The 18,875-nt window shown below is 67.6% G+C and carries 14 protein-coding genes; 2 read left to right on the top strand and 12 right to left on the bottom strand.

The window, feature by feature from the left end:
• Positions 1–29 precede the first annotated feature (29 nt).
• The 11 genes from AC3WOS_RS26490 to AC3WOS_RS26440 form a co-directional block, all read right to left on the bottom strand.
• Positions 30–1,811 carry a ShlB/FhaC/HecB family hemolysin secretion/activation protein gene (locus AC3WOS_RS26490; protein ID WP_492720037.1) on the bottom strand — a complete coding sequence of 594 codons (1,782 nt, stop codon included), beginning with the start codon at positions 1,809–1,811 and terminating at the stop codon, positions 30–32.
• Between the two features lie 443 nt (positions 1,812–2,254).
• A complete protein-coding gene (kdpE, locus tag AC3WOS_RS26485) occupies positions 2,255–2,953 on the bottom strand; it encodes a two-component system response regulator KdpE (RefSeq protein ID WP_492720036.1) in 699 nt (232 codons plus the stop codon).
• Complete coding sequence (kdpD, locus tag AC3WOS_RS26480; protein WP_492720035.1) at positions 2,946–5,789, bottom strand: two-component system sensor histidine kinase KdpD; 2,844 nt, start codon at positions 5,787–5,789, stop codon at positions 2,946–2,948. The genes kdpE and kdpD overlap by 8 nt, the downstream gene beginning before the upstream one ends.
• Positions 5,790–5,822: 33 nt before the next feature.
• Positions 5,823–6,407 carry a potassium-transporting ATPase subunit KdpC gene (kdpC, locus tag AC3WOS_RS26475; RefSeq protein ID WP_492720034.1) on the bottom strand — a complete coding sequence of 195 codons (585 nt, stop codon included), beginning with the start codon at positions 6,405–6,407 and terminating at the stop codon, positions 5,823–5,825.
• A 69-nt stretch (positions 6,408–6,476) separates the two neighbouring features.
• Entirely contained in the window at positions 6,477–8,567 is a 2,091-nt protein-coding gene (gene kdpB, locus AC3WOS_RS26470) for a potassium-transporting ATPase subunit KdpB (RefSeq protein ID WP_492720041.1), read from the bottom strand.
• Positions 8,568–8,618: 51 nt separating this feature from the next.
• Positions 8,619–10,436, bottom strand: coding sequence for a potassium-transporting ATPase subunit KdpA (gene kdpA, locus AC3WOS_RS26465; protein ID WP_492720032.1), 1,818 nt, complete (start codon positions 10,434–10,436; stop codon positions 8,619–8,621).
• A complete protein-coding gene (locus AC3WOS_RS26460; protein WP_182218741.1) occupies positions 10,436–10,525 on the bottom strand; it encodes a potassium-transporting ATPase subunit F in 90 nt (29 codons plus the stop codon). The genes kdpA and AC3WOS_RS26460 overlap by 1 nt, the downstream gene beginning before the upstream one ends.
• Positions 10,526–11,026: 501 nt before the next feature.
• Positions 11,027–11,410, bottom strand: coding sequence for an ArsR/SmtB family transcription factor (locus tag AC3WOS_RS26455; protein WP_492720031.1), 384 nt, complete (start codon positions 11,408–11,410; stop codon positions 11,027–11,029).
• The gene (locus AC3WOS_RS26450; RefSeq protein WP_492720040.1) at positions 11,397–11,861 is read right to left on the bottom strand and encodes an SRPBCC family protein; all 465 of its coding nucleotides are present in this window, start codon (positions 11,859–11,861) and stop codon (positions 11,397–11,399) included. The genes AC3WOS_RS26455 and AC3WOS_RS26450 overlap by 14 nt, the downstream gene beginning before the upstream one ends.
• 168 nt (positions 11,862–12,029) lie before the next feature.
• A complete protein-coding gene (locus AC3WOS_RS26445; protein WP_492720029.1) occupies positions 12,030–12,791 on the bottom strand; it encodes a TorF family putative porin in 762 nt (253 codons plus the stop codon).
• A 205-nt stretch (positions 12,792–12,996) separates the two neighbouring features.
• Positions 12,997–13,818 carry a response regulator gene (locus tag AC3WOS_RS26440; RefSeq protein ID WP_492720028.1) on the bottom strand — a complete coding sequence of 274 codons (822 nt, stop codon included), beginning with the start codon at positions 13,816–13,818 and terminating at the stop codon, positions 12,997–12,999.
• 184 nt (positions 13,819–14,002) lie between these two features.
• Between AC3WOS_RS26440 and AC3WOS_RS26435 the strand changes: the two genes are divergently transcribed.
• Entirely contained in the window at positions 14,003–16,000 is a 1,998-nt protein-coding gene (locus tag AC3WOS_RS26435) for a DNA topoisomerase IV subunit B (RefSeq protein WP_492720026.1), read from the top strand.
• 34 nt (positions 16,001–16,034) lie between these two features.
• On the top strand, positions 16,035–18,383 hold the full coding sequence (gene parC / locus AC3WOS_RS26430; protein ID WP_492720024.1) for a DNA topoisomerase IV subunit A: 2,349 nt from the start codon (positions 16,035–16,037) through the stop codon (positions 18,381–18,383).
• A 246-nt stretch (positions 18,384–18,629) separates the two neighbouring features.
• Here parC and AC3WOS_RS26425 read toward each other — a convergent pair.
• The coding region (locus AC3WOS_RS26425) for a hypothetical protein (protein ID WP_492720023.1) at positions 18,630–18,875 on the bottom strand (246 nt) is incomplete at its 5' end.

The following is an 18,875-nucleotide window of genomic DNA, read 5'->3' as shown; positions in this document are numbered from 1 at the left end:
CTGCAGGGGCGCCGGCGGGGTCGGCCCGCCTAGTAGTTCAGATTGAGGGAAAAGCCGGCCGTACAGCGGGCCGTGCGGAACGGGGCCGGCTTGCGCACGGGGCTGCCGGCGTAGCCGTCGTACTGCAGCGCCCGCCACTGGCCGCGCAGCCCGAGCACGGCGCCCGTCAGGCGCCGGCCCACCAGGGCGGCGCTGGACGGTCCGGCCACTTCGCCGTGGTCCAGCCCCGCGTACAGTTGCTGGCCGGACTGGCCCAGCGGTACGTCCAGCTCGTTGCGCACCAGCCAGCCCCGTTCGGCCACCAGGCTGTTGTCGCCGTCGAAGCCGCGCACCGTGTAGCGCCCGCCGATGGCGTAGCGGTCCTGCACGATCAGGGTGGTGCGGTTGTGCTGGCTGCGCCACGCGCCCTGGTAGCGCAGCGCCAGCCCGGCCACGGTGACGGGGACGCTGACGGTGGCGTCCGTCGTGAGTACGCCGAAGCGCGACGTGCCTTCGCCGCGCGCCTCCTCCACGGCCCGCTGGGCATGCCAGGCGCCGGTGCCGCGCCGGTAGTTCAGGTGCAGTTCCAGCGTGGCCGCGCCCACGGTGGCATGCTGTTCGGCCCCCAGTTCCCAGCCGGCCATGCGGCGGCGCTGCACCTCCACTTCCGTGTCGTCGATGAAATTGCGCGAGGAGCGGGTCCAGCCCCGCAGCGACAGCGTGCTCTTGCTGGCGGCGTCGCGGTACACCACGCGCGAGAGCTTGAGGTCGCCGTTGCCGCTCTGGCCGCTGTACACATAGCGCTGATACTGGCCCGCCACCGCCTGCCGGTAGCGGCTGTCGCCGGCCGTGAAGCCCAGCAGCCAATAGCCGTACGGCAGCGAGTAATGGACGGTGGCGCCCTGCCCGCTGGACTGGGCGCGGCTCAGGGCGTGGTTGACGCTGATGAAGAACAGGTCGTTCAGGGCCAGCGGATGGTCGTAGGACAGCGTCATGCCGGCCTGGTATTTGCCGGTGGCGGCGCTGCCGGCGTCGTCCAGCGACAGGCTGGCCCGCAGCGGCCAGCCTTGCTGCCACAGGATGGCCAGGTCGCTCTCGCCCGGTGCCGCGCCGGCGCCCTCGGCCGGCAGGATCTGGATGTCGGCGTCGGCCGTCGGCACGCGCTTGAAGTTTTCCAGCCCCTGTTCGACGGCGCGCAAGTCCAGCAGTTCGCCCGTGGCGGCCGGGATCGCATTCCACCAGGTGGCGCGCGCGCCGCTGCCGGGCAGGCCGCGGATGGCGCGCAGCCGCCCCGGGATCAGCGTCAGCCTGAGCGTGCCGCCGCTCAGGTCCTGGGGCGCCACCAGCACCCGGGTGGTGACGTAGCCGCGCCGCAGGATGGCGTTCTGCACCCGCTGCAGCAGCTGGTCGATGGCGCGCGCCCCCAGGCACTGGCCGAGCGGGCCGTCCGGCTGCCCCGTCCCCGTCTGGCCGGCCGCCGCCAGCGCCCACTGGAAGCGCGGCGCCGCCTGCCCCTCGAGCACGATGCGCGCGATGGTGAAGCACGGTGTTTCATCGCGCGGCAACAGGCCGTCGCCGCTGGCGGCGGCCGGCGGCAGGCGCACGTCGGGGCGCCGTTCCAGCTGTTCGCGCAGCACGCGGGCCCGTTCCTGTTCGCGCACCGCCTCCTGGTTGGCCGCCGCCTCCTGCGATTGCGCCTGGCCCCAGGCGTGCGCGGCCGGCCAGGCGGCGCCAGCGCCAGCGCCAGCCGGCAGGCGGAAACGGCCGGCCCGGCCGCGGCGGCCGGGGCGGGTGCGACGATGGACGCGGGCCGGCAACGGGCAGGCGCGCACGCCGCCAGGCCGTCCCGCGGCACGGGAAGCTGATACATGGGGGTCCTCTAGATTTTGAGCAATTCAGGTACGGCCGGCGCCGGTCGCACCTTGCCCGGGGCATCGCGCGCGCAATGCGGTCCGGGCCAGGACGGGGGCAACAATTCGTACTGCTGGTGGTAGGGCAGATGCAGGCATCGTCACCGGGCGCCGGCCGGCCTGGTTGGCCGGCGCGACGCCAGGGACCGATCAGGGTCACCGGTCAGTGCAAAATCGGTAATTAGCGGAAACATTATAGCTAAATGCAATAAACATTTCCACACGGATACATAAATTTTGTAAAAAAATAAGATAGTTTGTTTGTCAACAATGTGACGTTTGGAGAGTTTTGCCGGGCTCCAGATGTGCTAGCCCGGCATGGCGGGCGGGCCGGGCCGCCCGCGCCGGCGTGGTGGGCGCCAGCCTCAGGCCGGCAGGTGCAGGCGGTAGCCGACGGCCGTTTCCGTCAGCAGGTAGCGCGGCTGGGTGGGGTCGTCCTCCAGCTTGTGGCGCAAATGGCCCATGTAGATACGCAGGTAGTGGCCGTTCTCGCCCTGCGACGGGCCCCACACGGCGCGCAGCAGCTGGGGGTTGGTCATCACGCGCCCGGCGTTGCCCACCAGCACCGCCAGCAGCCGGTATTCGGTGGGCGTCAGGTGCACGTTCTGGCCGGCGCGCGTGACGCGCCGGTTCGGCAAATCCACTTCCACCGCGCCGAAGCGCACCAGGCCGGCGTTGCCGGCGGCCGGCTGGCGCTGGCGCCGCAGCGTGGCGCGCACCCGCGCCAGCAGCTCGCCCACGCCGAACGGCTTGGTCAGATAGTCGTCGGCGCCGGCGTCGAGCGCGCGGATCTTGTCGGCCTCGTTGACCCGGGCCGACAGCACGATCACCGGCACCGCCGACCACTTGCGCAGGTCGGCGATGAAGTCCACGCCGTCGCCGTCGGGCAGGCCCAGGTCCAGCACCACCAGGTCGGGCTTGCGGGTGCCGGCGTCGATCAGGCCGCGCTGCAGCGTGGCCGCCTCGTGCACCTGCCAGCCCTCCTCTTCCAGCGCGCTGCGCACGAAGCGGCGGATCTGCGGTTCGTCCTCGACCAGCAGCGCGGTCGGCATGGGTTCATTCATCGTTGCGTCCATCAAGTCCGTGGTCAGGTCGGGGGGCGTGTCCGGGCGCCGGTCCGGGTTCGGGGCGGGAGTCCGGCGCCGGCGCCGGCGCCGGCTCCTGCTCCGGTTCAGGTTCGGGCTCGGGCGCCGGCAGCGGCGGCGGGCTACCCACCGGCAGCGAAAACACGAAGGCGGCGCCGCCGGCCGGCGACGGCGCGGCGTGGATCTTGCCGCCGTGGGCCTCGACGATGGCGCGGCAGATGGCCAGCCCCAGTCCCACGCCCGGCTTGGCCGACTCGCGCTCGCCACGGGTGAATTTTTCGAAGATGGCTTCCTCGCGCCCGTGCGGCAGGCCGGGGCCGTCATCATGGACCGTCACGTCGACCCACGCGCCGCGCAGCTGGGCAACGATGGTCACGTGCGAGCCGGGCGGCGTGTACTTGGCCGCGTTCTCCAGCAGGTTGCACAGCACCCGTTCGATCAGCACGGCGTCAAAGCGCAGCAACGGCAAGTCCGGCGCCAGGCCGGTGGCCACCACGTGCCCCTTGAGCTGGGGGCCGCACACGCGCAGCGCGCTGCCCACCACTTCCTCCAGCGGCTGCCACTGCAGGTTGAAGGTCACTTCGCCGCTCTGGATGCGGGCCATGTCGAGCAGGTTGGACACCAGGGCGCTCATGCGCTGGGCCTCGTCGTGCAGCGCGCCGGCCAGCGCCAGCTGGGGCGGCGCCAGCGGCGGGCGCGAACCGGCCAGCGTTTCGGACATGCCCACCAGCGACGTGAGCGGCGTGCGCAGGTCGTGCGACAGGGCCGCCAGCAGCGAGTTGCGCAGCCGCTCCGACTCCATGTTGACCAGCGCGTCCTGCGCCACCTCGATGTAGTGCACCCGCTCGAGCGCGATGGCGGCCAGGGCGGCGAAGGTGTCGAGGTGCTGGCGCTGTTCCGGGATCATGATCCAGCGCCGGTGCTGGGGCTGGATCGCCAGCACGCCGCGGGTGCGCATGGGCGCCACCAGCGGCAGGTAGAAGATGCGGCTGGCCGGCAGCGTATCCGTGCCCAGGCCCGCGCACTCGGCGTGGTCGTAGGCCCACTGGGCGATGCCGCTGTCGAACACGGCCAGGTGGGCCATGGCGGCCGCGTCCGACGGGTCCTGCGGCGGCAGCTTGAGGCGGCCGCCGTCGTCCGGCACCAGCAACGTGGCGCGGGCACGGAAGGCGCTCTGGATGAAGCGCTGGGTGATCTCGAAGATCTGCTCCGTCTGCAGCGCGCCCGACAGCTCGCGCGCGTACTCGTACAGGGCGCGCGAACGGGCCTCGCGGCGTGACGCGACGCGGGCCTGGAAGCGCAGGCCGGCCGTCAGGTGGCCCGTGATCAGGCCCACGGCCAGCATGACGGCGAAGGTGACCAGGTACTGCAGGTCGGAGATGGCGAAGGTGAAACGGGGCGGTACGAAGAAGAAGTCGAAGCAGGCCACGCTCACGCAGGTGGCCAGCACCGACGGGCCGCGCCCGAAACGCACCGCCACCAGCAGCACGGCCAGCAGGAACAGCATGGCGATGTTGGCCAGGTCCAGGTAGGCCAGCATGGGCGCGGCCACCAGCGCCGTGGCCAGGCTGGCGCCGCCGGCCCACAGGTAGCCGGCCAGGCGCTTGCCGTCGTCCTCCTCGCCGTCGCCGTCCGCCTCGGGCCGCGCGCGCGGCGACGCGGCCTGCTCGTCCTGGCGCGGGGCGCCGATCTCGATCAGGTCGATGTCGGGCGCGCAGCGGGCCACCTCGCGCAGCTGGGAGCGGCGCCACGGCCGGTGGTGGGCGCCGCGCGCCATGACGATCTTGGACAGGTTGTGGCTGCGCGCGTAATCGACCACCGCCGCCGCCACGTCGTCGCCCGACAGCACGGCCGTGGTGGCGCCCAGGTTGTCGGCCAGCTTGAGGGTGTTCAGTATCCGTTCGCGCTCGGGCGCCGGCAAGCGCTGCAGGGCCGGCGTTTCCACATAGACCGCATGCCAGGGCGTGCCCAGCTGGCTGGCCAGGCGCGCCGTGCTGCGCACCGTGTGCTCGGCACCGGGACGGGGGCCCACGCAGGCCAGCAGCGCGGCGCCCGTCTTCCAGATGTCGCCGATCGACTGTTCCACTCGATAGGCCCGCACGTCGTCCTCGATGCGGTCGGCCGTGCGGCGCAGGGCCAGCTCGCGCAGCGCGATCAAGTTGCCCTTGCGGAAAAAGTTCTGCGACGCGCGCTCGGCCTGTTGCTGCTGGTAGACCTTGCCGGCCTTGAGGCGGGCCAGCAGTTCGTCGGCCGGCAGGTCGACCAGCACCACCTCGTCGGCCGCGTCGAACACGGTGTCGGGCAGGGTCTCGGCCACGCGGATGCCGGTGATGCCGCCCACCACGTCGTTCAGGCTCTCCAGGTGCTGCACGTTGACGGTGGTGAGCACGTCGATGCCCGCGTCCAGCAACTCGTCCACGTCCTGCCAGCGCTTGGGGTGGCGCGAGCCGGGCGCGTTGGAATGGGCCAGCTCGTCGATCAGGATGCGGGGCGGACGGCGGGCCAGCGCCGCGTCGATGTCGAATTCGGCCAGCTGCTTGCCGCGGTAATCGATCTGCTTCAGGGGCAGCACGTCCAGCCCGTCGAGCAGGGCGGCCGTCTCGCCGCGGCCGTGGGTTTCGATCACCCCCACCAGCACGGGCTGGCCGTCGGCCTGCAGCTTGCGGGCGGCCGCCAGCATGGCGTAGGTCTTGCCCACGCCAGCCGAGGCGCCGAAATAAATGCGCAGCTTGCCCCGCGCCGCCTTGCGCTCCTGGGCCTGCACTTGCGCCAGCAAGGCGTCCGGATCGGGTCGATCGCTATCGGTGGGGAACATGGATGCTTGTCAAATTGGCCAACAGGCGCCAGTTTAGCGCGTCTGCGCCGTTTCTGCGTCGAGCGCCAGGTTCAGTGCCAGCACATTGACGCGCGCCTCGCCGAAAAAGCCCAGGGTTTGCTGCTGGCGGTGGGCCTCGATCAGGGCCCGCACCCGCGCCGGGGCCAGCCGGCGGGCGGCGGCCACGCGCTGCAGCTGGTAGTTGGCCGCGGCCACACTGATGTCGGGATCGAGGCCGCTGGCGGAGGCCGTCACCAGGTCGACGGGGATGGGCAGCTTGTTGCCGGGATCGGCAGCCTGCAGGGCGGCCATGCGGCCCTTGACGGCGTCCGTCTGGGCCGGGTTGTCCGGTCCCAGGTTGGCGCCGCCGGAGCCGGCGCCGTTGTCGGGCATGGGGCCGGTGGCCGACGGCCGGCTCCAGAAATATTTGGGTGACGAGAAGGCTTGCCCGATCAGGGCCGATCCGACGGGCTTGCCGCCCGCTTCGACGATGCTGCCGGCGGCCTGGGCCGGGAAGGCGGCGGCGCCAATGCCGGTCACGGCCAGCGGATAGAGCACGCCGCAGATGGCGGTCAGGGCGCCGAACATGACCACGGCGGGACGAATGATGGAAGACATGGTAACTCCTGGATGAAGATAGTCGCGCCGCCCGCCCCGCGCCGGGGGCCGGCGGCGCCAACGGGACGGTTATACGAGATGCAAGGCGGCCAGTATCATGTCGATCAGCTTGATGCCGGCGAACGGCAGCACGATGCCGCCCACGCCGTAGATCCAGATGTTCCGGCGCAGCAGGGCGGCGGCGCCGATGGCCCGGTACTGCACGCCCTTGAGCGCCAGCGGGATCAGGAACACGATGATGAGCGCGTTGAAGATCACGGCCGACATGATGGCCGAGTTCGGGCTGGCCAGGTGCATCACGTCCAGCGCCTTCAGGGCCGGATAGGTGCCCACGAAGGCGGCCGGGATGATGGCGAAGTACTTGGCGATGTCGTTGGCGATCGAGAAGGTGGTCAGCGAGCCGCGCGTCATCAGCATCTGCTTGCCGATTTCGACGATTTCCAGCAGCTTGGTGGGGTTGGAATCGAGGTCCACCATGTTGCCAGCCTCCTTGGCCGCCTGGGTGCCCGAGTTCATGGCCACGGCCACGTCGGCCTGCGCCAGCGCGGGGGCGTCGTTGGTGCCGTCGCCCGTCATGGCCACCAGCCGGCCTTCGGCCTGGTAGCTGCGGATCAGCTTGAGCTTGTCCTCCGGCGTGGCCTCGGCCAGGAAGTCGTCCACCCCAGCCTCGGCGGCGATGGCGGCCGCCGTCAGCTTGTTGTCGCCCGTGATCATCACGGTCTTGATGCCCATGCGGCGCAGTTCCGCGAAGCGCTCCTTGATGCCGCCCTTGACGATGTCCTTCAGTTCCACCACGCCCATCACGTGGCCGCCATCGACCACCACCAGCGGCGTGCTGCCGCGGCGCGACACGTCGTCCACGGCCCGCGTCACTTCTGCCGGATAGGGCAGTCCCAGCGCCTCCACGTATTTTTTTGCCGTGTCGGCGGCGCCCTTGCGCACGGCCCGTTCGCCGATGTCCACCCCGCTCATGCGGGTGTTGGCCGAGAACGGCACGAAGATGGCGTGCAACGACGCCATCTCCCGCTCGCGGATGTTGAAGCGCTGCTTGGCCAGTACCACGATGCTGCGCCCTTCCGGCGTTTCATCGGCCAGCGAGGCCAGTTGCGCCACGTCGGCCAGCTGCTGCTCCGTCACGCCCGGGGCGGGGAAGAAGGCCGAGGCCTGGCGGTTGCCCAGCGTGATGGTGCCCGTTTTATCGAGCAGCAGCACGTCCACGTCGCCGGCCGCTTCCACCGCCCGGCCGGAGGTGGCGATCACGTTGGCCTGCATCATGCGGCTCATGCCGGCCACGCCGATGGCCGACAGCAGGCCGCCGATGGTGGTGGGAATCAGGCACACCAGCAGTGCGATCAGCACCGTGATCGAAATGGGCTCGCTGGCGATGCCCGCCGCCCTGGCCGCCGTCACCGAGAACAGCGAGAACGGCAGCAGCGTCACCGTCACCACCAGGAACACGATGGTCAGGGCCACCAGCAGGATGGTGAGCGCGATCTCGTTCGGCGTCTTCTGGCGCTTGGCGCCTTCCACCATGGCGATCATGCGGTCGAGGAAGGTCTCGCCGGGATTGGAGGTCACCTTCACCACCAGCCAGTCCGACAATACGCGGGTGCCGCCCGTGACGGACGAGAAGTCGCCGCCGGACTCGCGGATCACGGGCGCCGATTCGCCCGTGATGGCGCTTTCGTCAACCGAGGCCACGCCTTCGATCACTTCGCCGTCGATGGGGATCACGTCGCCCGCCTCGACCAGGATGGTGTGGCCCTTGCGCAGCTCGGTGGCCGCCAGCGGCGCCCATGTTGCGCCATGCCGCGGGCTGGCAAGCCTCTTGGCCGTGACGGTCTGCTTCAGGCTGCGCAGCGAGGCCGCCTGCGCCTTGCTGCGCCCTTCGGCCATGGCCTCGGCGAAGTTCGCGAACAGCACCGTGAACCACAGCCAGACGGCAATGGCCAGGATGAAGCCGGGGCGCGCCTCGCCCTGCCCCAGCAGCGACTGCCCATACAGCAGCGTGGTGATGATGCTGCCCACGTAGACCACGAACATCACGGGACTGCGCAGCTGGGTGCGCGGGTGCAGCTTGCGGAACGAGTCGACGATGGCGGGCACCATCAGGCCGGCATCGAACATATTGAGCTTGCCGGCGGAGGGCTGCGCCAGCATCGCCGTCTCTGGTTGGGACATTTGAGCTTGTGACATCTGCTACTCCTGGGATTAGTGGGCGAACAGCTGCAGGTGTTCGACGATGGGGCCGAGCGCCAGCGCCGGCACGTAATTGAGCACGCCGACCAGCGCCACCACGCCCACCAGCAGGCCGACAAAGATGGGGCCATGGGTCGGCATGGTGCCGGCGTTGACTTCCAGGCGCTTCTTGCCGGCCAGCGAACCTGCCACTGCCAGGATGGGCACGATGACGGCGAAGCGGCCGAACCACATGGCCACGGCCAGCATGGTGTTGTAGAACGGCGTGTTGGCGGACAGCCCGGCAAAGGCGCTGCCGTTGTTGTTGGCGGCCGAGCTGAAGGCGTACAGGATCTCGGAGAAGCCGTGCGCGCCGGGGTTGGCGATGCCGGCCTTGCCGGCCTCCGTCAGCACGGCGATGGCGGTGCCGGCCAGCACCAGCGTGGGCGTGACGAGGATGGCGATCGACGTCATCTTCATCTCGTAGGACTGGATCTTCTTGCCCAGGTATTCAGGCGTGCGCCCTATCATCAGGCCGGCGATGAAGACGGCCATGATGGCGAAGATCAGCATGCCGTACAGGCCGGAGCCGACGCCGCCAAAAATCACTTCGCCGAACTGGATCAGCAGCATGGGCACCATGCCGCCCAGGGGCATGAAGGAATCGTGCATGGCGTTGACGGCGCCGCAGGAGGCGGCCGTGGTCACGGCGGCGAACAACGTCGAGGCGCTGATGCCGAAGCGCGTCTCCTTGCCTTCCATATTGCCGCCCGCCTGCAGGGCGCTCATCTGCTGGTCCACGCCCAGCGCCTGCAGCGCGGGGTGGGCCTGCTGCTCGGCGCCCATCACGGCCACGGTGCAGACGACGAACAGCAGCGTCATCGCGGCCAGCACAGCCCAGCCCTGCCGCAGGTCGCCCACCATGCGGCCGAAGGCGAAGCACAGCCCGGCCGGGATGAGGAAGATGGCGATCATCTGGAAGAAGTTCGACAGCGGCGTCGGGTTTTCGTACGGGTGCGCGGAATTGGCGTTGAAGAAACCGCCGCCATTAGTGCCCAGCATCTTGATCGCTTCCTGCGAGGCGACGGGGCCCATGGCGAGGGTCTGGGTGGTGGCAGTCAGCGTTTCCATGACCGGCTCGCCCCTGGCGTCCTTCAGCGGCTGGCCGTCGGCGCCCGTTTTTGGCTGGGTGTAGGTGACCGGGTCGAGCAGGGTCACTTCCTTGTAGGCGGAGAAGTTCTGGATCGCGCCCTGCCCCACCAGGAACACGGCAAACACCAGCGACAGCGGCAGCAGCACGTACAAAGTGGAACGGGTGATATCGACCCAGAAATTGCCGATCGATTTGGCCGAGCGCGATGAAAAGCCGCGGATCAGCGCATAGGCCACGGCGATGCCGGTGGCGGCCGAGAAGAAGTTCTGGCCCGCCAGCACCAGCATCTGGGTCAGGTAGCTCATGGTCTGCTCGCCGCTGTAGCCCTGCCAGTTGGTGTTGGAGACAAAACTCACGGCCGTGTTGAAAGCGGAGTCCGGGCTGACGTTGGCCATGGCCTGGGGATTGAGCGGCAGCCATTGCTGCACGCGCTGCAAGCCGTACACGGCCAGCGCGCCCAGGGAATTGAACGCCAGCAGGGCCACGGCGTAGGCTTTCCAGCCCTGGCCTTCGACCTTGCCATCCTGGCCGGCGATGCCGGCCGCGCGGTACAGCAACCGCTCCACCTTGCCCAGCCAGCCCAGGCCGGGAACGGCGGCGCCGTCGCCCACGCGGGCCAGCACGATGCCCAGCGGGTAGGCCAGCGCCAGCAGCACGATCAGGAACAGCGCCAGCAGCATCAACGATTGCATGGTCATCACAGTTCCTCCGCTTTGAGCAGAGCCAGCACCAGATAGACCAGCAAGCCAGCCGAGGCCAGCGCCCCGATCACATAAAAGGTGTTCATTGGCGGCCTCCCAGCTGGTCGCAACCGGCGGCAAAGGCCACGGTCACGGCCAGAAAGGCCACGATTGCTCCGATAAAAACGAAATCCATTTTTGCCCCTCACAGGTCTTGTTTTGACACTGTGAAGGTTAGCGGGAACGGCCTAAAAGTTTTGTAAAGACTCGGGGAGGGGGTGTAAACAAAGTGTAAAAACAAGGTGTAAAAATTGGCCGGGATGAATGCGAGTGAAGCGCCAGGCAAGAATAATCAGGACAAGGCCGCGATGCCTCCCACGGCTGGCAAGGGATGTGGACCCGGCGCGCGGTTCCGCGACCTTGTGGCCAAGGTTCTATTTTCGCTTCTATTTTCTTCTGCTTTTTTCTGCTTTCTCCTGCTTTGAACCTTTTTCGCATTTGCCGATCTAAATAGAAAAATGCAGAACAAATCAGAAGGAGAAATAGAATGGAATCCACAGTGAGTCTGCCGCTCGACGGCCATACCTTGGCTCACCAGATTTTCTGCTCTAGTCGTTTTTCTCGACAAAACTCTTAAGACGGGCCAGCGCCTGATCCCATTCGCGGCCGATGGCTTCGAGCGTGCGCCTGGCGTCCTCTATCCGGGCCGGTTCCAGCTGCCACAGCCGTTCGCGGCCCAGCCTGACGTCGCTGACGACGCCCGCCTCGGCCAGCACATTGAGATGCTTGGTGACGCCCTGCCGGCTGATGTCCGTGCCCTGGGTCAGCTGCGCGATCGAAAACGCACCGCCGGCACACAGCACGGCCACCAGTTTCAAGCGGGTCGGGTCGCCCAGCGCGGCGAAGACATGGGCCAGCGATTCGCTCGACGCAGCATGCGCCGCATCGGGGCCGCCGGCCCTGCCATGGCCAGGTGCACTACTCGCTGGCATAACGCGCCACGTTCTTGAGCTGGAACTCCCAGCCTTTGCCGTGCATCTCGAACGCCTGGCGCCGGCGGTGCTGCGGTATGTTGTCGAAGCCCGATTCCACCACCGTCAACAGGATGCCGTTGCCCGGCGCGTCCTGGAGGGTGAAGGTCACCAGCGTCGGCTGCTCTTGCGTATAGTCGACGGCCGGGTCCACTGCATAGGGATGCCAATGGAAGGACAACATGTCCTGCGGCTGGATACGGTCGATGACCACGTCCAGGTACATATGCTCCATGCCGGGCATGGTCATCAGGCCACGGGCGCGCTGGCCGGGCTTGAAGCTCTGCCCCGCCAGGTCGGCGCCGAACCAGACGCCGAATTGCTCGGCGCTGGACAGCGCGTGCCACACCCGCTCGCGGGGGGCGTTGATCAGGATGCTGCGTTCGATACGGTCGGTTTCCGATGCGGTCATCATGCTGCGGTTCTCCTCTCCATCGATTGCGGTTGACTTACGCAACCACATGGTTGCCAGATCAGGATAGGACACGCACGGAATAAATGCAACCAATTAGTTGCGTAAAATTGAGGGTGCCGCGGACGCTGCCAGCTGCCAGCTGCCGCTGCGTTCGCGGCGGATCGATCAGAATGTCTTGCTGACGCTCACGACCAAAGCCGTCTTGCCCAGGAACTTGCCGTTGGCCGGCGAAGCATAAGCCGCTTCATTGGCGTTGGTGCCGATCACGGCCAGCGCACCGCTGACCATGCCGAAGTCCCTGGTCACGCCGATTTTCCAATCCGTGTAGCTGGCTACGTCCGTCCCTTTCACTGTCTGGTGGCCCGCGTGCAGGTTGACGGTCAAGCCTTGCCCCGCCTCGATGTTGGCGCCCACATCCAGATAGCCGCTGTTCCTGCTGTCGGCGTAGCCGAACAGATTGGTCAGTGCGTGCGAATACTTCACACAGATCGGGCCGTACGCGAGCTGGCCGTAGGTCTCGGTGGTATTGGCGTTGGCAAGGCCGGCCACGTGGGCCAGACCGTTCGAAGGATAGAGGTAGCTCAGCACACCCACGTCATAGGAGACGGCTTCGGTCACCTGTCCCCGCTTGCCCGCATACAGGTCCCATTCGATGTCGCCGCCGCCGCCCGCATCCTTGGTCCACTTGATGGTCGACAGCCAGGTGCCGGCGTAGAAGCCGCTGGGGTTGTGGGTGTAGTCGAAACCGCCCTGCAGCGCGGGCCGCAGCCGGGTCTGCGAAATGCCGCGGTAGCGGTAATCCGATACGGCGGCGGCATTGAAGCTCGTTTCATGGTCCGGTTTGGCGGCCGGCGCGGCGTCCTCCGCGCGGGCGGCGCCGCCGGCAAGGGCGGCCAGGATGGCGGTGGCAAGCATCAGTTTCTTCATGTCGCTTTTCTCTCGATGTTGGATGTGAGACGCGGGCCTACGCAGCAGCGGCCGGCGGCCCTATCGTCGCGTCGCGCGGCTGCGCGGCGATAGCAAGCAGCTTAATGAGAGAGGTGTAAAAACGGGCTAAAAAGCGGAACCCGCCCCGTAAACGCCGCATAAAAAATCGGCACGGGGCGCCCGCGAGACAGGCGGTTCAGGCGGGTCAGGCGATACCCATCAACTTCTTGATGGTGTTGCGCAGTTGCGGATCGGTCACCGGCATGTCGAGCAAGCCCTCGGCGCCGGCCTCGCGCCCCTTGCGCGCGTCATACACGAAGGGCGGCGCCACCAGCAGCACCACGGCCGGCTGCAGCGGGCCGCCGCAGGCGCGCAGCTCGGCGCACAGCAGATAGGGATCGAGATGGATGGCGGTATTGATCAGCGCCACGGACACGGCCCGCGCGCCGCAGGTGAGCAGCGCCGCCGTCTCGCTGCCGGCCCACTCGACGGGAATGCCCAGCGGCTGCAGCAGCTTGCCCATATGGGTGCTGAAGGTGGCGTTATGGTCCACCACCAGCACCGTGCCGCGCGCGGGGCGCCGCCGCATGGCCGCGTAATCGGCCGGATCGGTCAGGTCCAGGTCCAGCCGTTCGCGCCGGCGCCGCTCGGGCACGGGTGGCAGCCCGGCCGACGTCAGCCGGGCCAGGGCGTCGGCCCGGCGCGCCACCAGCTGCGCCAGTTCCGCGTACACGGCATCCCAGTCGAACGGCCGTTCCAGGCTGGGATAGGGCAGCGCCAGCGCCGGCGTGCCCAAAATCAGGGCCGGGCGCAGCGCGCCGGCCGCCAGCGCCGACAGCGCGGCCAGCGCCTTGAGGTCGTCGCCGTTGGCGATCAGCAGGTCGGGCTCTTGCAAACTGTCGTCGGACAGGCAAAAATACGCCGGCCCCGGTCCCGGCGCGCATGCCAGCTGGGCGGCCAGGGTCTGCGCGTCGTCCGGCGCGAAGCCGATCAGCCGCACGGCGAAGGGAAATTGGTCGCTCTGCATGGAATTTGGGACTGGCATAGGGGCGTAACCGTGTCTAAACCTGCTTTTTTTCCTATTTAACCACAGTTTCCGCCCCATCCCGGCCGCGCGAATGCCACCACGGCGGCCCGTTGAGGATAGAATACGCAGGCGTCCGCATAAACCTGTACATAAACCCAGTATCGAATTGACTGCCTGACCACGTATGGCCACTAAAAAACCCGTATCCGACTACAGCGAATCATCCATCCGCGTCCTCAAGGGACTGGAGCCCGTCAAGCAGCGCCCGGGCATGTACACCCGTACCGAGAATCCGCTGCACATCATCCAGGAGGTGATCGACAACGCCTCCGATGAAGCGCTCGGCGGCCATTGCAAGAACATCGTCGTGACGCAGAACGCCGACGGCAGCATCACCGTGGAGGACGACGGCCGCGGCATCCCCGTCGGCCTGCACCCGGAAGAAGGCGTGCCGACGGTGGAAATCGTGTTCACCCGCCTGCACGCGGGCGGCAAGTTCGACAAGGGCTCGGGCGGCGCCTATGCCTTCTCGGGCGGCCTGCACGGCGTGGGCGTCTCGGTCACCAATGCGCTGTCCAAGCGGCTCGAAATCACCGTCTGGCGCAAGGAAGCGGACGGTAACGGCCTGCACAAGCTGGCCTTCGAGCACGGCGACGTGGTCGAACCGCTGTCGTCGGCCCCCGCCCCGCGCGACGGCAAGAAGTCCGGCACCCGCGTCACCGCCTGGCCCGACGCCAAGTATTTCGATTCGCCCCTGATCTCGCAGGTCGAGCTGCAACGGCTGCTGCGCTCCAAGGCCGTGCTGCTGCCCGGCGTGTCGGTCACGCTGACCAACGCCAAGACCGGCGACACCCAGACCTGGCAATACAACGAGGGCCTGCGCGGTTACCTGACCGAAGCGCTGGCCCAGTGCTCCAACGGCGAGACCGTGATTCCCCTGTTCGAGGGCGCGCAGTTCGCCGGCCCGGACGCGGAAGGCTTCGCCGAGGGCGAAGGCGCGGCCTGGGTGGTGGCCTGGACCGAGGAAGGCGCCGTGGTGCGCGAATCGTACGTCAACCTGATCCCCACCCCGAACGGCGGCACCCACGAATCGGGCTTGCGCGAAGGCCTGTTCGGCGCCGTCAAGAACTTCGTCGAGATGCACTCGCTGCTGCCCAAGGGCGTCAAGCTGCTGCCCGAGGACGTGTTCGCACGCGTCTCCTTCGTGCTCTCGGCCAAGGTGCTGGACCCGCAGTTCCAGGGCCAGATCAAGGAGCGCCTCAACTCGCGTGACGCCGTGCGCCTGGTGTCGACCTTCGCCAAGCCGCCGCTGGAGCTGTGGCTCAACCAGCACGTCGAATACGGCAAGAAGCTGGCCGAGCTGGTGATCAAGCAGGCCCAGTCGCGCCTGCGCTCGCTGCAGAAGGTGGAAAAGAAAAAATCGTCCGGCGTGGCCGTCCTGCCGGGCAAGCTGACTGACTGCGAATCGTCGGACGTGCAGCGCAATGAACTGTTCCTGGTCGAGGGCGACTCGGCGGGCGGTTCGGCCAAGATGGGCCGCGACAAGGAATTCCAGGCCATCCTGCCGCTGCGCGGCAAGGTGCTCAACTCGTGGGAGACGGACCGCGACCGCCTGTTCGCCAACAACGAGATCCACGACATCGCCGTCGCCATCGGCGTCGACCCGCACACCTTCGGCGACACGCCCGACCTGACCGGCCTGCGCTACGGGAAAATCTGCATCCTGTCGGACGCGGACGTGGACGGCTCGCACATCCAGGTACTGCTGCTCACGCTGTTCTTCAAGCACTTCCCGGCGCTGATCGCCAAGGGCCACATCTGCATCGCCCGCCCGCCGCTGTACCGGGTGGACGCGCCGGCCCGCGGCAAGAAGCCGATCCAGAAGCTGTATGCGCTCGACGACGGCGAACTGGTGGCCATCGAGGACAAGCTGCGCAAGGACGGCGTCAAGGACGGCGCCTGGGCCATCTCCCGCTTCAAGGGCCTGGGCGAGATGAACGCCGAACAGCTGTGGGAAACCACCATGAACCCGGACACGCGCCGCCTGCTGCCAGTGGCCCTGGGCGAATTCGCCCACACCGAATCGGCCGCCCGCTTCAACATGCTGATGGGTAAAGGCGAAGCGGCCGCCCGCCGCGCCTGGATCGAGGAACACGGCAACGAGGCCGAGGCCGACATTTAAGCGGCGCCCCTGACAACACGAATACGAACACACCATGACTCAAGCCAATCTCTTTGACGAACCGTTGCCGGAACCGGACCAGGACGGCACCCCGCCCGGCGGCCCCACCGACGGCGGCGAAACGCTGACCCTGTCCACCTTCGCCGAACGGGCCTACCTCGACTACGCCATCTCCGTCGTCAAGGGCCGCGCCCTGCCCGACGTGTGCGACGGCCAGAAGCCGGTGCAGCGCCGCATCCTGTACTCGATGAACGAACTGGGACTGAACGCCACGGCCAAGCCGCGCAAGTCGGCCACCGTGGTGGGCGACGTGCTGGGCAAGCTGCACCCGCACGGCGACCAGTCCGTGTACGACGCGCTGGTGCGCATGGCGCAGGACTTCTCGCTGCGCTACCCGCTGATCGATGGCCAGGGCAACTTCGGCTCGCGCGACGGCGACGGCGCGGCCGCCATGCGGTACACGGAAGCGCGTTTGACCCCGATCGCCAGGCTGCTGCTCGACGAAATCGACCTGGGCACGGTGGACTTCCAGCCCAACTACGACGGCTCGTCCGAGGAACCGTGCCTGCTGCCGGCCCGCCTGCCCATGGTGCTGTTGAACGGCGCCTCCGGCATCGCCGTCGGCCTGGCCACGGAAATCCCGTCGCACAACCTGACGGAAGTGGCGCAAGCCACCGTGGCCATGATCCGCAATCCCAAGATCGGCCACGACGAGCTGATGGCGCTGATCCCCGGCCCGGACTTCCCCGGCGGCGGCCAGATCATCACCCCGGCGGCGCAGATCCAGGACATGTACGCCACCGGCCGCGGCAGCATGAAGGTGCGGGCCCGCTGGAAGATCGAGGAACTGGCGCGCGGCCAATGGCAGGCCGTCGTCACGGAACTGCCGCCGGGCACCTCGTCGCAGAAGGTACTCGAAGAGATCGAGGAACTGACCAATCCCAAGGTCAAGCTGGGCAAGAAGGCGCTGTCGCCGGAACAGCTGGCGCTCAAGTCGCTGATCCTCAATTCGCTCGACACCATCCGCGACGAATCGGGCCGCGCCGCGCCGGTGCGCCTGGTGTTCGAACCGAAGTCGAAGAACCAGGACCAGACCGAATTCATGCTCATGCTGCTGGCCCACACGTCGCTCGAAACGTCGGCCTCCATCAACCTGGTGATGATAGGCGGCGACGGCCGGCCGCGCCAGAAGGGCCTGGGCGAGATCCTGCAGGAGTGGATAGCCTTCCGCTTCGAGACGGTGACGCGGCGCACCCAGTTCAAGCTGGGCAAGGTCAACGACCGCATCCACATCCTGGAAGGGCGCGAGACCATCCTGCTCAACATCGATGAAGTGATCCACATCATCCGCAATTCGGACGAACCGAAGGCGGCCCTGATCGAGCGCTTCAAGCTGTCGGACCGCCAGGCCGAAGACATCCTGGAAATCCGCCTGCGCCAGCTGGCCCGCCTGGAAGCGATCAAGATCCAGCAGGAACTGGCCGAACTGCGCAAGGAAAAACAGACCTTGCAAGATTTGCTGGAGAATCCCGCGTCCATGAAGCGCCTGATCATCCGCGAGATCGAAGCGGACGCCAAGCAGTACGGCGACGCGCGCCGCACCCTGATCGAGGAAGCGCAGAAGGCCGTGGCCGAGCAGAAGGTGGTGGACGAACCGGTCACCGTCATCATCTCGGAAAAAGGCTGGGTACGGGCCCGCACCGGCATCGGCCACGACGCGACCCAGTTCACCTTCAAGGCCGGCGACGCGCTGTACGGCGCCTTCGAATGCCGCACGGTGGACAACCTGCTCGGCTTCGGCAACAACGGCAAGGTGTACTCGGTGCCGGTGGCGGCCCTGCCCAACGCGCGCGGCGACGGCGTGCCGATCACCACGCTGGTCGACCTGTCGGGCGGGGCGCGGATCCAGCACTACTATGTTGGACCGGCCACCACCCAGCTGATGCTGTCGACCACGGCCGGTTACGGCTTCCTGGCCAAGGCCGGCGACATGGTCAGCCGCATCAAGGGCGGCAAGGCCTTCATCACGCTGGACGAAGGCGACCTGCCGCTGCCGCCGGCCGTGGTGCCGGCCACGGCCAACGCCGTGGCCGTGGTATCGGAGCAGGCGCGCCTGCTGGTGTTCGGCCTGGACGAGATGAAGACCCTGACCAACGGCGGGCGCGGCGTGATCCTGATGGAGCTCGACGACAAGGAAAGCCTGGTGGCGGCCCGTCCGATCAGCCAGAAGGGTGTCCTGATCAACGGCATCGGCCGCGGCGCCAAGGCGCAGGAACTGCGGGTGGTAGGCGAGACGCTGCTGGCCCACATCGGCAAGCGCGCCCGCAAGGGCAAGCTGCTGGCCTCGAAGATCAAGCCCGAAACGCTGACCGCCATCGTGTAAGCAAGGAATGCGGAAAATGGGGAGGTTGAAAAATGGGGTACGTCCCCATTTTTTTATCAATAAAAGCGGGGGACGTAGCACCACTTCCGCAAAAGCGTGTCACGTCCCCGAATATTTTCTATCGATCTTGCCGCCCCCATTAATAAAAAGGTTAGGGATGTAAGAAAAATGGGGACGTACCCCATTTTCCCGAAAATGGGGTACGTCCCCATTTTTTTGGGTGGGCGGCGCGATGGCGGCCTGGACTTATTTCATCGTGTCTGGCTGCTCGGCCTTGGCGACCTTGGCGCGGTGGTGCTTGGCCTTGGTCTTGGCCTTCGCTTGCGTCGCTTCGGGCTTGGCGTCCAGCATGGGCTGGTCGGCCCGGGCGGCCGCTTTCATGTCGCTCGCGTCGGCCTTGACGGCGGCGGCGTTGCTGTCGGCCTGGGCGGCGGGCGCTGGCTGCGCTTCGGCGGCGGGAGCCATGGGAGCGGCGGCGGCCGGGGCCATGGG

The sequence above is a fragment of the Rugamonas sp. FW305-51 genome (assembly GCF_058786935.1).
The sequence above is the reverse complement of the archived record's forward strand: the minus strand, read 5'-3'. Positions and strand labels throughout refer to the sequence as shown.